This window comes from Roseimaritima sediminicola (assembly GCF_009618275.1).
Taxonomy (GTDB): domain Bacteria; phylum Planctomycetota; class Planctomycetia; order Pirellulales; family Pirellulaceae; genus Roseimaritima; species Roseimaritima sediminicola.
In genome coordinates, this window is sequence record NZ_WIAD01000077.1 from 1 (window position 1) to 14,583 (window position 14,583).

General features: G+C 61.8%; 11 protein-coding genes and 1 pseudogene. 7 read left to right on the plus strand and 5 right to left on the minus strand.

The genetic code is table 11. The features are described from left to right. Nucleotides 1-263: 263 nt before the first annotated feature. Nucleotides 264-1,340, minus strand: coding sequence for a calcium/sodium antiporter (locus GE027_RS21445; protein ID WP_237607718.1), 1,077 nt, complete (start codon nucleotides 1,338-1,340; stop codon nucleotides 264-266). 131 nt (nucleotides 1,341-1,471) lie between these two features. Here GE027_RS21445 and GE027_RS21450 point away from each other — a divergent pair, with 131 nt between their 5' ends. From GE027_RS21450 to GE027_RS23490, 4 genes and pseudogenes are all read left to right on the plus strand, one after another. Beyond that, complete coding sequence (locus GE027_RS21450) at nucleotides 1,472-1,831, plus strand: cupin domain-containing protein (RefSeq protein WP_153559280.1); 360 nt, start codon at nucleotides 1,472-1,474, stop codon at nucleotides 1,829-1,831. 114 nt (nucleotides 1,832-1,945) lie between these two features. After that, nucleotides 1,946-2,593, plus strand: coding sequence for an ECF-type sigma factor (locus tag GE027_RS21455; protein WP_153559281.1), 648 nt, complete (start codon nucleotides 1,946-1,948; stop codon nucleotides 2,591-2,593). Continuing rightward, nucleotides 2,544-4,334: a serine/threonine-protein kinase gene (locus GE027_RS21460; protein ID WP_153559282.1), complete on the plus strand. Its 1,791-nt coding sequence runs from the start codon at nucleotides 2,544-2,546 to the stop codon at nucleotides 4,332-4,334. Before GE027_RS21455 ends, GE027_RS21460 begins: the two co-directional genes overlap by 50 nt. 117 nt (nucleotides 4,335-4,451) lie before the next feature. Next, nucleotides 4,452-4,640 (plus strand): annotated as a pseudogene (locus GE027_RS23490) (sulfatase-like hydrolase/transferase); the annotation flags it as partial. A gap of 275 nt (nucleotides 4,641-4,915) precedes the next feature. On the opposite strand, the gene GE027_RS21470 reads toward GE027_RS23490, so the two are convergent. Further along, the gene (locus tag GE027_RS21470; protein ID WP_153559284.1) at nucleotides 4,916-5,563 is read right to left on the minus strand and encodes a cation diffusion facilitator family transporter; all 648 of its coding nucleotides are present in this window, start codon (nucleotides 5,561-5,563) and stop codon (nucleotides 4,916-4,918) included. Nucleotides 5,564-5,658: 95 nt separating this feature from the next. Further along, entirely contained in the window at nucleotides 5,659-6,465 is an 807-nt protein-coding gene (locus GE027_RS21475) for a Kelch repeat-containing protein (protein WP_153559285.1), read from the minus strand. Nucleotides 6,466-6,690: 225 nt separating this feature from the next. Here GE027_RS21475 and GE027_RS21480 point away from each other — a divergent pair, with 225 nt between their 5' ends. Then, complete coding sequence (locus GE027_RS21480) at nucleotides 6,691-8,238, plus strand: hypothetical protein (RefSeq protein ID WP_237607717.1); 1,548 nt, start codon at nucleotides 6,691-6,693, stop codon at nucleotides 8,236-8,238. Here the strand turns inward: GE027_RS21480 and GE027_RS21485 are convergent. Both GE027_RS21485 and GE027_RS21490 read right to left on the minus strand, forming a co-directional pair. After that, nucleotides 8,216-9,571, minus strand: a complete 1,356-nt coding sequence (locus GE027_RS21485; protein WP_153559286.1) for a sulfatase-like hydrolase/transferase — start codon at nucleotides 9,569-9,571, stop codon at nucleotides 8,216-8,218. The genes GE027_RS21480 and GE027_RS21485 overlap by 23 nt on opposite strands. Before the next feature lie 133 nt (nucleotides 9,572-9,704). Continuing rightward, nucleotides 9,705-10,610: a DUF1853 family protein gene (locus GE027_RS21490; protein WP_153559287.1), complete on the minus strand. Its 906-nt coding sequence runs from the start codon at nucleotides 10,608-10,610 to the stop codon at nucleotides 9,705-9,707. 192 nt (nucleotides 10,611-10,802) lie between these two features. Between GE027_RS21490 and GE027_RS21495 the strand changes: the two genes are divergently transcribed. Both GE027_RS21495 and GE027_RS21500 read left to right on the plus strand, forming a co-directional pair. Next, the gene (locus GE027_RS21495) at nucleotides 10,803-13,505 is read left to right on the plus strand and encodes an exo-alpha-sialidase (protein ID WP_153559288.1); all 2,703 of its coding nucleotides are present in this window, start codon (nucleotides 10,803-10,805) and stop codon (nucleotides 13,503-13,505) included. 102 nt (nucleotides 13,506-13,607) lie between these two features. Next, nucleotides 13,608-14,438: a right-handed parallel beta-helix repeat-containing protein gene (locus GE027_RS21500; protein WP_153559289.1), complete on the plus strand. Its 831-nt coding sequence runs from the start codon at nucleotides 13,608-13,610 to the stop codon at nucleotides 14,436-14,438. Nucleotides 14,439-14,583: the final 145 nt, after the last annotated feature.

Sequence of the window (14,583 nt, forward strand, 5' to 3'; positions counted from 1 at the left end):
CGGCGCCGCGAGCGTCAGCGAGTGAAGCAGTGGTGGGAGAGGGGCCGGGGGTGAGGGGGCTCGGGGGCAACGTAATGAAGGTCATGGTGATCGTCGAGGCAACGCGTCGCGCTTCGGCGGTTTCCGTCTGACCTTGATCGTTTCTGCCATCTCAGACGCCGACCGCGTCTTCGGAGCTCTGGCGGCCGGAGGCACCATCGATATGCCGCTGCCCGGAAGCGAGCCGGAGCTTCGCAGTAGCGGCGGAAAGAGCTCGCGGTCCATTACGGAACGCCCTGAGCCCGGCTGGAGCGGTTGCGCACCAAGCCGATCGCCAGCGTGATGACGGTCAGCGGCACGACCAGACCCAGCATCACCAGGCCCCACGAACGGGCCCAGTCGGCCGACATCGCGGTGCCCACCAGATAACCGGTGTAGCCGAAGTAGTAGGCGAGGAACAACCCGCCTTCCCAGCGGGCGATCAGGTGGCCAGTGAAGAAGATCGGCAGGCAGGCGACCGCGACGGCGATCATCACCGGCAGGTCGATCCAGAACGCCGACTCGGAAACCGGCACGCCGTCGGCCGCAACCAGACTGGATATCCCCAGCACCCCGAGAATATTGAACAGGTTGCTGCCGATCACGTTCCCCACGGCCATGTCCCGTTCGCCTCGGATCGCCGCGGTGACCGACGTGGCGACCTCCGGCAGCGAGGTGCCCGCCGCGACGATCGTCAGCCCGATGACCATCTCCGATACGCCCAGGCTGCTGGCCAGTGCGACCGCGTTGGTGACGAACCAGCGCGAGCCGAGCACCAGCAGGCCGAGGCCGACGACCACCAGCAGCCCATCGATCGCGATGGACTTCGGGCCGGGTTTCGCAGTCATGCTTTCCTGCTTCGAAACATCGGCGATGCCTGCCGCCGCCTGTTCTTTTCGCCCCGCCACGATGGACCACACGGTGTAGGCCAGCAAACCGGCGGTGAACAGGACGCCGTCGACGCGGCCCAGTCGGCCGTCGATCGACAGCAGCAGCACGGCAAACGACAGGACGATCATCAGCGGCACGTCGAAGCGAATTAATTGTGGCAAAACCCGCAGCGAGACGATCAACGCCGACGTGCCGAGGATGAACAGCACGTTAAAAATATTACTGCCCACGGCATTGCCCAAGGCCACACTGCCCTGCCCGCTCAAAGCCGATTGGATGCTGACGACCAGTTCCGGCGTACTGGTCCCGTAGGCCACCACGGTCAGCCCCACGACCAGCGGCGAGATGCCCAGGGCGGCCGCCAGCTTCGACGCACCCCGAACCAACAACTCCGCCCCGCCGGTCAACACCGCCAGTCCCAGAAGCAGCATCAAGTATGTCATGAACGGTAAATGCCCCACTTTGAAAACGAATGTCCAGACAGGTTGCCCAGAGAGAACATTAAGATATCCGCTGAGAAGCAAAGCCAGTGCCAAGGACACTTACCGATCGAGGAAACTGAATGCAAACCAGCGAACAACCGAACCGCAAGGCCGCGGCCACCGCAGGCGACCTGTTCGCCGATCTCCCGGCTTCCCTGCCCGGCGAGCTGGTGGAAGTCCTCGCCCAAAGCCCGCACGTCCGCATCGAACGCATCGTTTCCACCGGCCAGGCTTCCCCTGAGGACCACTGGTACGACCAGGACGAGTCCGAGTGGGTGATCGTGCTCACCGGCGAAGCCGCGGTGTGGTTCGAAGGCCAGGCCCAGCCGCGGCGGCTGCGGCCCGGAGAGTACCTGTTGATTCCACCCCACTGCCGGCACCGCGTGGCCTGGACGACAGCCGATCAGCCCACCGTTTGGCTCGCCGTATTCTTCCGCTAAGCACGTCCGCTCCTGCACGCCGCTCCTGCACGTCCGCCCCAGCTCGCCCCGTTCGGCTGGTATCATGAGGGCCGCCTTGAGGCTTCCCGGACCCCTTCGCCCTGCATCGGCCGCATGCCCAGCCGCACCAACGTCACGCACTGGATCGACAGAATCAAAGCCGGAGATTCCGCCGCGGCGAATCACCTCTGGCAGGGTTACTTCGACCGCTTGGTGCGGGCCATTCGCGGACGTCTGCAAGGACAGAACCTGGCGGTTTCCGACGGTGAAGACATTATCTTGAGCGTGTTCGACAGTTTTTACGATGCGGCTGCGAAGGGACGTTTTCCAGATCTGACCGACCGCGATGACCTGTGGCGCTTGCTGCTGCGAATGGCATCGCGAAAAGTCATCGACAAGCGTCGTCGCGAGCGGAGGCAGCGGCGCGGCGGTGCAGCCGTCGTCGGTTCGCTGGACCGAGCCGCCGAGGAGGAAGGCTGGGCCGAGGTGATCGGCAACGAACCGTCTCCCGAGATGGTGCTGATGATGCAGGAATCGGTCGAGCAACTTTTTTCGCATCTCGGTGTCGGGCAACTGCGAGAAATAGCGGGTGCCAAATTGGAAGGGTATTCCAACGCCGAAATCGCCCGGCGTTTGGGCTGCTCGGAGCGGACGATCGAACGCCGCTTGCACCTGATCCGAGAGAAGTACCAGCAGGAGTTGCTCGAAAGCCATGACGATGCGACAACAGAACCTCCCCATCGAAGCCCTCGAGTGGATTGACGAGCGGTGTGCCCAGTTCGAACGCGACTGGCAAACCGGCAGCGCTCCCGACCTCCAGTCCGTCCTGCCTGACGACCTTCCCACACCCCAACGCGAGGCCCTGCTGGCGGAATTAATCTTGCTGGACGTCGACTACCGTCGGCGCCGCGGCCAGTCGCCCGCCGAGCAGGAATACCTCGAGCGTTTTCCCGGCGACGGCCAAGCCGTACGCGACGCTTTCAATATCAGCGGCAAACCTCAGGCCGCGTTCGTGCCGCCTGCGATCGAACGGCTGGGCAAGTTGTTTCCCGGCTTACAAATCCTGGAACTGATCGGTGCCGGTGGGATGGGGGCGGTCTACAAGGCGCGGCAACAGGGGCTCGATCGTCTCGTGGCCCTGAAAGTATTGCCCGATGAGTTCGGCAACGATGCCAAGTTCGCGCTGCGATTCACTCGCGAAGCCCGCACGTTGGCCAAGCTGAATCACCCGAATATCGTTTCCGTGTACGAGTTCGGCAGCGTCGACGGTACGTTTTACTTCCTGATGGAATACGTCGAGGGTTCGACTTTGCGGGCCGCCGTCCAGTCCCGCCAGCTGGGGCCGGAACAGGCTCTGGCGGTCGTTCCTCACCTGTGCGATGCCCTGCAGTACGCCCACGACCAAGGCGTCATCCACCGGGACATCAAACCGGAAAACATTCTGCTGGGCCTCGGTGGATCGGTAAAGGTCGCCGACTTTGGACTCGCGCGGATCATCGGCAACGAATCCGCTTCGGAGCCTTTGACCGCGACGCATCAAATCATGGGCACGCCCCGCTACATGGCACCCGAACAACTGGAAGCGACGCACAGCGTGGATCACCGGGCGGACATCTATTCGCTGGGCGTCGTCATCTATGAGATGCTGACGGGCGAGTTGCCGATCGGCCGATTCGCCGCACCATCGGCCAAGGTTAAGATCGATGTGCGGCTGGACGAGGTCGTGCTGCGGACGCTGGAAAAGGAACCGCAGCGGCGCTACCAGCGGGCCAGCCAGATCAAGTCGGATGTGCAGTCGATCACGTCCACCGCCCAGGGCGGTGACGCTCCGACCGAGATCCAGTCGCCGCACGGTGCAGCGTCGCCCTCGGCCGGGGACGCTGTGAATTCCTCCGGCCAGGCAATGCTCGAGCAACAGGAGTTGGCCGGACGCCTCGTTTTGACGCGTCGCCAATTGATGCAGCGAGTCGCCACAAGCCTGCGGCCGCTGTTCGCCGGCCAACTCGTACAGCTCGTCTTCGGCGTGGGGCTGATCGCCCTGGGGGCCTACGGCTGGACCCGCAACACCGAAGTGCCCCATCGTTTGCTGTGCGGAATCATCGTGCATGTGTACGGGGTGGCGATGGTCATCGCCGCCGCCGCGGTGTGCATCCGGATCAAACAGATCGACTACTCCCAGAGCCCCGAGCAGATCAGCCAGGGGCTCGGCCGCGTGCGGTCGCTGCGACTGTTTTTCGGCCCCCTGCTCGGCTTTGCCTGGTGGCTGCTGTGGATTCCCGTCGCCGTCGCGATCGGCTTCGACGAGGTGGTGGTGTACCCAAACTCGCTGGTGCCGTCGCTGGCGATCGGTGTGATCGGTTTGGTCGGTTCCTTGGGACTGTACTGGCGAGCTCTCCGGCCGGGCAACCCAGCGGCTGGCCGTTGGAGAACCAAGTTCGCCGGAGGCAGTCTGGCCGCCGCCGTTCAAACCCTTCGCGAGATCCAGCAAGCCGGCATCCGCTGAGACGCTAATCACTGATCGAGAAACCACATGACCAATCCGATTTCCCGAACCATCCTCGTTGCTCGGAAGATGCCGTTGTTCCTTAAGGTCTTCCTTCTCGTTGTCGCGCTGTACGGCATGTCGTCGGAATCGGCCGCAGCCGAACCCAACGTATTGTTCATCGTCGCCGATGATTTGAACTGTGCGATCGGGCCGTATGGGGATCCGGTCGCGCACACGCCCAACCTCGATCGTTTGGCCGCCCGCGGTTTGACGTTCCAGCGCGCCTATTGCCAACAAGCCGTGTGCAATCCATCGCGATCATCGTTCAAAGCTCCGGTCAGCGAAGCTCACGAGGTTCCCGACACGGTTTATCGCGATGGCCAGATCGCGAATCTGGCGGCCGCCATGCTGCGAGACCATCCGACCGAAGGCCGGCCGTTCTTTCTGGCGGAGGAGTTGTACGACCACCACAGCGACGCGATGGAAGCCAAGAACGTGGCGGCCAAGCATCCGGATGTCGTGACCTGCCTGTCAGCAGAAACCGCTGATGTGCTCGAGGCAAACGCGGCACCCTAGTCGGATGTCGAACGCGCGTTGCCTCACTGCTCGTCGTCTGACTCGTTTTGTCGCGAATCAAGGTCGACTCGATACGCGTCCCGTCCCGATTCGAAGGCTTCCCAGGCTACGTAGGGAACGATGAAGAGTGCGGCAACGGGGTCAGCCCACCACCACCCTTGCCACTGAACCAAACCGATGCCGATCAGGACGACGATCGTTTGGTACTCGCAAATCATTGTATCGATGGCGTCGTACTTCAGCGTCGGGGAGTCGGTCAATTTGCCGTAGTGATACTTGCCCCAGGCAAGTCCCGGATTGACCACCAAGGACACGCAGAGGATGCCGATGCCCCACCAAGACATCGACGCGGTCTCCCCAGTGATCAGCTTGCTGATTGACTCGTAAAGAATGAAAACCACCGCGAATGTGAAGGCCGCTGACAGGACGCCCAGAGCGACCTTTTTCCGCTTGAGAACCGCCCGCCGACCGAGGCCCTGCTCTTCGCCATAGAGCCGCCAAATCATGAAGGCCGCCGAGTTGCCTTCGACGATGCTGTCGACACCCCAGCTGATCAACGCGGAACTGCCCGTTGCAAAACCGGCTGCCAACGATACGACGACTTCCACGATGTTGTACAGCAGGCTTGCTACTTCGACATAACGACCCTTGCGTATCCGTTCATCGATCATAAGTACAGCAGGATTTGTAGCCCAGAAACGCGCGGCCAGCCGATGAGGGAGGCCGACATGTTATGGTTACAAGTTGGCAAGCCCGGAAGGCTATTCTACTGACCCTGTTCCGTGTCGGCCTCAGACGGGGGCTGCTCCAGCGAGAAGCCGGTCTCTTCATTCGGAAATGCGATCTCGACGGCGCCGGTGCAGCCCTTGCCCTGCTGGCAACGACCGCTTGCAACCAGCAGTCGTCCGTCCGAGAGGCCCTCGATGCCCAGTGAACAATCGATCGCGTGGCGGCCCTGCATCTGAAAGTCGGCATCGGTGACCAGCAGGATTTTGGGGCTGCCGTAGCAACCGAACCACCATCGGTCGTGGGCGAACGTCGCGGTTTGAATGCCCAGAAACGTGTGCCCGCTATCGATGACGTGCTTCTTGACGAACTGGAACGCGTCGTCGTACTCGTAGACGTAATTCTCTTGAACTCCGTCGGGCAGACCGCCGACCACGAAGAAACGCCCGTCGCGATAGCCGATCCCGCCGGCCCCGTGGAAGACCTCCTGGGTCTCGTGCCGCGCCAGTTCCTCGAGTGTCTCGGCGTCGTAGACGTAGACCCAGGAATCGGCGTTGCCTTCAGGATCGTTGAATTTGCCGAGATTCACCGCCACGTACAGCTTGCCATCGTGACAGCAGAGGTCGCCGTGGTGGTTGACGACGGGAATCTTGGCTTGCACCTTGCCCTGCATGTCGCTCTTCACCAGGGTCGTCGTAAAAGACCAGTAGATCGACTGTTCGTCGGTGCAAACGCCTTGCAGGTGGTGTTTGTACGTCCCTTCGCAGGAAACGCGGTCCGCGGCCAATAACGATGGAGCGGCGAACATGCAAAGCAACAAGGCGATCGAGGTGTTTTTCAGTTCCACGGCGTATCTTTCGGGAGAAGCGTCAGAGGTGTTTTCACTTTTTTCACAAATGCATTTGTGACCACTCGACAACATTGTACTCGCGCCGGAGCGTCGTGTTGGGCGTCTGGAACGTGTGCTGCCTGTCGGTCATCCCGACTGATCCAACGATGGCGACTCGGCCCATGGTAAACTGCCAGCTGGAAAAAATGTCTCGCCCTTCCCGCCTTCTTGTCGACCCATCCTATGTTTTACGAACTGCTTCGCAGTGGCCCCGTGGTTGCTCGTCTGTGTGTCCTGTTGTGTGTTGGTTTCGCGGCCTGCGTCGGTTGGCCCCCTTGCGTTTCAGCCGCCGACCCAGTGATGCGGGCGGGTACGGCGCGCGTCGACATCACCGACTATGAGGCGGGTCCCGTCAACGATCCGATGTACGCCAAGGCGTTGGTAATCGAGCACGGTGACCAGCGGGCCGTGATCATCACCGTCGACGCGGTGGCCATTGGCGAAATCGGCCGGATCGGTAACGACTACCTACCAACGGTTCGCCAGCAGATCCAGCAACGGGCGGGCATCGCTCCCGAACGCGTCCTGATCAACGCCAGTCATTGCCACGGTGTGATCCGTCAGGACATCGCCGAGTTGACCGTGCAGGCGGTCGAGACCGCGACCGAGAACCTGGTCCCGGTCCGGATCGGGGCCGGCCGCGGGCACGAAGACCGCATCAGCGAGAACCGTCGTATTCGCATGAAGAATGGCACCGAGATCGACGTGCGTCACGCCTACTCGATGCCGCCCGACGACCAGGTCGCCGGCGTCGGTCCGATCGATCCCGAGATCGGCGTGTTGCGGCTGGATCGCGTGGACACCGGTCAACCACTGGCAGTGCTCTACAACTTTGCCTGCCATCCGATCCAAGGCGTGCCCAGTGGTGCGAACACGGCCGACATGACCGGCCTGGCCTCCAGCGTGATCGAGCAGAATCTGGGCGAAGAGACAACCGCGTTGTTCCTGCAAGGCTGCGGCGGTGACATCAATCCGGTGTTTTACAAACAGGTCGACTTGCCACGCGATGCCGAGACACTGGGTAACCAGCTGGCACTCAGCACCCTGCAGGCGACGCGGCGCATCCAAACCAAGGTCGACGATCGGTTTGTCTGGACGCACGACACGCTTGCCCTGCCTCGCGCCGATCTGGCTCCGCGCATCGAAGAGCTGAAACTGCGGCAGCAGGACTTGGTGAATGCCCTTCGTGGGACGACGCTGAATCTGAAGACGTTCTTGCCGCTGCTGGTCAAGCATCGGTTGGCCGACCAGTATCCCGCGTACTACTCGCATCGCTACCTGCATGAAAAGTCGCAGCAGCGCGAGCAACTGGCCGTGCTCGACGCCCGCAACGCCGCCGACCTGAACCGCTACATTCAGAACATTGAAACGATGGAACAACTGACACGGTTGAACACCAACCTGGCGCTGCTCCGCAAACACCAGCAGCAGAACCTCGCCGCCGGTTCTCGAACCATCGACGTCGAATTGATCGGGATGCGAATCGGGGACTTTGTGTTGACCAGTTTCCCGGGCGAGTTGACCGTTCAGATCGGCTTGAATTTGAAGCAGCGATCGCCGCACGATCTGACTTTCGTCGCCGGCTACACCAACGGCTACATCTACTACGCGCCGACCACCGAACAGCTGCGAAACGTTGGCAATGCACAGGAGGACAGCGATTGCATCCTCGCCCCGCACTGGCAGAGCATCTACGAAGACAAGGCGCTCAAGATCCTGCGGGGTCTGTAGGGGCCGCATCCAGAATCGCCTGCAGCCGACTCCGCGCCGCTCGGGCGGCGGCCTCTTGCTCGTCGGCGAGCGGTTCGGCGGGAAGCTGCCGGGCATCGACCAGTTCGCCCGACTTCTTCAGCCGCCACTGGCCGTCGAAAACGGCTGCCTTGTTGCGGGAAACGCCGTGGGTGTAAGCGTGCGAGGGGCCGGGGCGACCGTGAAGTTGTGGAACCAGCGAGTGACCATCCAGCGAGTGTTCGCTGGGCAGGCTCGTCCCGCTCAGTTCGCAGAACGTGGGGAACAGATCGACGACGTCTACAAGGTCATCACAGACGGTCCCGCGAGGAATCGTGTTCGGTCCCCACACGATCAGAGGAACGTGCGTGCCGCCATCGGTGACCGAGGCCTTTCCGCCGTCCACATTCCCAGCCCTCGTATGGCGCGTGTGGGCTCGTTGGCCGGGCTGGCCAGCCTGCGGATTCGCGAAGTCGGGTTCGTTCGTGCCGTTATCGGTCATGAAGACGACATAGGTATGATCGCGGATCTCTAGTTGCTCGACCGCGTCCAGGAGCCGCCTGACCAGTTTGTCCATATAAGCGATCATGCCGCCGAGGTCGGCCTTGCGGGGCGGTGATTGCGCCCGGTCATCAGGCGTTTGGATGATCGGCCAATGAGGCAGCATTTCGTTGTGCACGATCAAGAATGGCTCGTTCGCCGCGGTGGCTTCTTGCATCTTTTCGATGACGTAGTCCACCAGCACATCGGGGCCGAAGCGGTCGGCGATGTCGTTGCGAACCGCGCCATCCTGATTGAACGTCGGGTTCCAATAGCGAGTGGTTTTTTCGCCTTTGCCGGCATCCGGATTGGTCTTCCAGATCTGCCACAAGCACCAGGAATCGAAGCCTGAATCGCGAGGATGTTCCGGGTGGGCCTCCAGGGTGGCCAGTTGCCATTTGCCTGTCACCGCGGTTCGGTAACCCGTCGCACGCAATCGCTGGGCGAACGTCGGCATGTTTCGGAAATCGACGATCTTTTTTGTACCCAGGTGCACCGGCAACACTCGCCGATGCCGATGGCGATTCGCGTACCAGCCCGTGTGCATGCTGACCCGCGAGGGGGTGCACACACCGCTGGTGTAAGCTCGAGAAAAACGAATCCCGTCGGCCGCCATTCGGTCCAGGTTCGGTGTGGAAAAATCCAGGCCGCCGTAACAATTCAGGGCCTCATAGCCCAGGTCGTCGACATAGATCAACAGGATGTTGGGTTTGTCGGCGGGCTCTGCCGTGTTCGCGGCCCGGGCGACGAGCAGCGAAAACACTACCACCAGGGCGGTCGCAATCGGTCGATTCATCGGTTTTTTATACTCCGTTGTAGAGCTGCGTCATCCACCGCCATTCTGCAAGGAAGCGGAAACGTATTGAGTTTGGATGCTTGAATTTTGGATGCTTGAATATCGCAAGGATATCCCGGCGGGCAAAGGTGTCTCAGTCTTCCTCGTGTAGGTTCGGCCAGTGATCGGGAACGACGAACAGGGGCTGAGCCGGTTCAGGTGCCGGCGAGCCCATTCGGCATCTGCTCAGCAGCACCGGCCCTGGGCGGTTGTCAAAGTGGTTCTTCAAGAACACCACGCACTCGCCGGACGAGAACATCGCGTCGCCGGACGCTTGCGCGGTTTGATCTGCCAGCCAGTAAGGTTTTTTCAGGACGCGGCAGTGCAGGTCGTCGGTTGCGAAAGCTGTGGCGGCGTCGCCGTGACGTATCCATCGCCCGCGTAGATGGTCGTCCGCCAGGACCGGCGAAAACCGTTCGCTCACGCCCGCCCGTTTGGGCTCCAACGTTGCCGGCCGCGTTTGCCAGGGAGTGAAGATTCTGCCTTTGACGAAGGCTTGGCGGACTTCGACGTCAGGAAAGTAGCGTTCGCTTAGACGTAACTGATGTTCGACGAGCCGCCGGGTCTTACGTTCCAGCGTATCGCGGACGTTGGGGCCGACGTAGTCCGATGCGGCTGTCTTTCCCGGCGCCACCTGCAGGTAGAACTTAACGGCCAACTCCCAGTGCGTCAGCCGATCGTGTTCGTCACGGAACAGCACGTCGATCTCGCCCACCGTTCGGTTGTCGTCGCGAACTTGCAATCCGTGGGCGACCAGCCGACAACCGCGGAGGTGCTCGAGCCAATACAGGATCAACCGTTCAAAATAACGTCCCGTCCGCCTCGGGAAACGCTCGGACAGCTCACGGCTCAGATGTTCGCGGTCGACGTCCTCGGGCCGGAGTTGCCAAGCGCCCAGCGAAGCATTCTCGCTGCCGCGCAGGAGTGCCGATTCGCCCAGCAGTGAGGGACTGTTCACCGCCCAGCACAGGTCCCGCACCCACCGCTCCGCGTTTTCCATTACCCTTCCGTTCGTTGTACGTCGCCAGTGGAATGAACTATATTCGCGGTGTTACCCACGGAACGCTCCAGCCAAATTAATTTAGTCATAGTAAATCGATGAGCACGACATTACCGCTTTCAGGACGCCGGGCCCTGATCCAGTTGATGGGCGAGCAATGCACAGCCTCAGATTCAAAGAAGCGGTAATCCCATGAGAACCCGACAGTTAATCGTTCTACCGGCCATGCTGGTCAGTGTCTTGTGCGTCGCGGCCGCGACGTGCTTTGCCCAGCACACCCAGACGGGCCTGCTGGGCCAGGGCCAACCCTGGGAGACGCCCTACTACATCCAGGACAGCGGGGTCGATGGTCCGACGGTCGTCGTCACCGGTGGCATCCATGGCAACGAACCGGCGGGCGCACGCGCCGCCGAGCAGATTCGCCACTGGCCGATCGTGCAAGGCAAACTGATTGTTGTGCCTCGAGTGAATACGGCCAGTCTGCGAGAAGACGTGCGTTTCCTTCCCGGCGCGAGCAAAGAACTGCGGGATTTGAATCGCAATTTTCCCAGCCCCGGCACGGCCGCCGAACCGCGTGGAGACATCGCCCGGGAACTTTGGAGGTTTGTCGTCGCGCAAGATCCGGACTGGCTGTTTGACCTGCACGAAGGCTATGACTTCAACATCTCGCACCAGCCGAAGGCCGGCAAAAGCAAGTCGGTCGGTTCGAGCATCATCTACAACGGTGATCAGGATGTCGACGACTTGGTTCAAGGCATGCTCGCGGCGGCGAACGCGACGGTCACCGACGAAGACCGCAGATTTGTTTTGCTGGGACGAGGCCCCAAGAAGACGACCCTCGCCGCCGCGGCGATCGACGTGCTGGGCGCCAAAGCGATGATTCTGGAAACCACGTTCCGGCATCAACGACTGTCCGTCCGCACGCGGCAGCATCGCGAGATGATGAACGTGGCCCTGGGCCGATTGGGATTGATCCAGGAAGACTGTGTCGACGTGCTAACGCCCCCTGCGGACCAGCGATCCGCTCATGCGTTTGTGGCCCTGTACGACGATAAAGGCGGTTCCGCGAACGGCGTCGACAATTTAACTCAGGTCTTCGACGAAGCAGGTGAGATGACGGTCGTTCATCTCGGTGCCGACCAGATCCGGCCCGACGTTCTCTCGCAGTTCGATGTGGTCGTCTTCGGTGGCGGAAGCGGATCCAAAGAAGCGGCCGCGATCGGTGAGGACGGAGCGGAGGCGGTGCGGTCGTTTGTCCGCGACGGCGGCGGCTATGTCGGCGTTTGTGCCGGCGCCTACCTCTGCTCGGCGCACTATTCCTGGTCGCTGGACCTGATCGACACCCATGTCTTTACCGGCACACGCGAGATCGAAGGTGTCGGACCCAAGAGCATGTGGTATCGCGGCAAATCCAGTCTGCAAAAGATGCAGCTCACCGCCGCCGGCCAACGACTCTTCGGCGACATCGCCGAGAACGTCGAAGTCCGCTACCATAACGGTCCGATCGTCTCGCCCAAGAATGATCCGGGTTTGAAGCCCTACCAGGTCCTGGCTTGGTTCCGCTCGGAAATCGTGCGCTACGCGCCGCAGGAAGGCACGATGGTCGATACGCCGGCCATCGTCAGTGGCCCGTTTGGCAAGGGACGCGTGATTTCGATCAGTCCCCATCCGGAAGCGACCGCAGGGCTCGAGACGATGTTGGCCACAGCGGTCAAAGCCGCCGCGGCCCGGACCGACTCGCCGGCGACTGCGGACTCGGCGGCGGCGAGTCCGCCCGCTGAAGGCCCATCCGCTGAGGACCCGCCCGCTGAAGGCTCACCCGCTGAAGGCTCGCTCGAGGCGTTTCTCGGCGAACCCGAGTTGAGCATCCAACAGGTGTTCGAGAACGAACGGTTTCCCAACATCGTGGTGACTTCTCGCGGGACAATCGTCGCGACGTGGGGACGACCGCACATCCGCGCCAAAAGAAGCGAAGACGGCGGCCGGACGTGGGGCGAGGAGATCACGATTGCCGATGGTGGTATCCATGGCGGCGGCACGACGGTCGACGAATCGACGGGCGACCTGCTGGCCTTTGTCGAGGAGGAACACCCGCCGGCGCCGCTGGCCGTGTACCGGAGCCAAGACGATGGAAAGTCATGGCAGGCGGAACCGGTAACCATTCGTCCCGACAGCCAAGGCCGCAGGCCTTCGATGCATATGAACGAACGCGGCATCACGCTGCGGCACGGTCAGCACGCCGGACGTCTGATCCGTGCTTCGCGGTTCTACGGCAAAGGCAACCGCCCGGAAAGTCTCTGGCCGACCCATTTCACCAACGCCATCTACAGCGATGACGGCGGCAAGACGTGGCAGACCAGTGAGCCGTTTCCGGAAAACGGCACGGGCGAAGCCGCCATCGCGGAACTGTCCGACGGACGCCTGTACTACAATTCGCGGCGTCACTGGGCGCCCGAGGGCAAGAATCCGCTGCGACGCTGGACAGCGTACAGTGATGACGGCGGAGCCACCTGGAAGGACGGTGGCATCTGCAAGGTGCTGCCCGATGGGCCGCAGGACACGAACTACGGCTGCATGGCCGGCCTGGTCCGGTTGCCGATTCGAGGCCGAGACATTCTCGTCTACAGCAACTGCGACAGCCCCAGCGGAAGGCACCACGGCACCGTCTGGGCAAGTTTTGACGGCGGCCAGACATGGCCCCTCAAGCGGCTGGTCCACGAAGGCGATTTCGCCTACTCGTCGCTCGCCGCCGGACGCCCCGGCACACCGAGCGAAGGTATGATCTACTTGCACTTCGAGAGCGACGGATCGAAGGTCGCCCGCTTCAACCTCAGCTGGTTGCTCGGCGGCAAGCCCACCGGCGACGGCACCGTGCCCGAGCAGTTCGCTCGCTGAATCCACCGGACCGAATGGAGGATCGAGCGAGTTTTTCGCCGCCATTGTAAGCCGCATACAAATGAGCCGTTTGGGCGATTATCCCCGGTTTCTTCAATGACCATGAACCCTTCCTTGCTTTCACGCCAACTCGTCATCGCCGCCCTGGTGGCAAGCCTTGTCAACGTCGCCGGCGCCGAGACCATTCGGCTGAGCCCCGATCAGGATTGGTTTGCTGTCCTGTCCGGAGACCAACTGAAGCCGGGCGACGAAGTCGTTCTGGCGCCAGGGACCTACACCGACGCTCGAAAGCTGGTGCTCAGCCATCGAGGGACCGCCGAGCATCCGATCGTCATCTGCGGACCGTCGAAGTCGGATGCCAGCACGGCGGACGCCTCGGCAGCGGTCTTCCGGCGGCCTGACGCAAAGCAGAACACGATTCATCTGCATGGCTGCCAGTATCTGGAGCTGCGTGATCTGGAAATCACCGGCGGTGCGGCCGGCATTCGTATCGGAAGCACCGCGGCATCGCCGGCGAAGCATTTGACCTTAGAACGGCTTCACATCCACCACGTCGGCGGCGTTGCGGTGACGGCCAATTACCCGGGCATCCTGGTCTATGGTACCGATGGTCGCAAACCAAACCTGATCGAACACAATGTCATTTGGAATTCCGGCGACCACGGCATCCAGGCCGCCTCCGAGGCGATCATTCGCCATAACGTGATCCGCAACGCCAGCGGAGCGGACATCTACAGCAATCACCATCAGAGCGCCCGAGTCGGCAACCTGTCGATCACCGACAACACGCTTCTGTCCAAGGTTTCGATCCGAATCGCTGGCGGCGAGCCGTTTTCCGGGCCGATCGAGATCTCAGGCAACCGATACGCGGGACAGCTTCGCGTCCCTGAAGCCGAACGCGTCAGGCGACTGAACCTCGCGATGGAAAAGTAAGGTTGGGCGGGTCGAAGCGATCGAGCCACCACATAGAAGCCTAGCCGTCGAGTCGCCGCTTACCCGAGCTGGCTCGTGAAAAGCCTTCCCGCCACGCCAAGTCTCCACTCTCGCAGAGGGCGAGCAGCTCCGCATATCTTCCTAC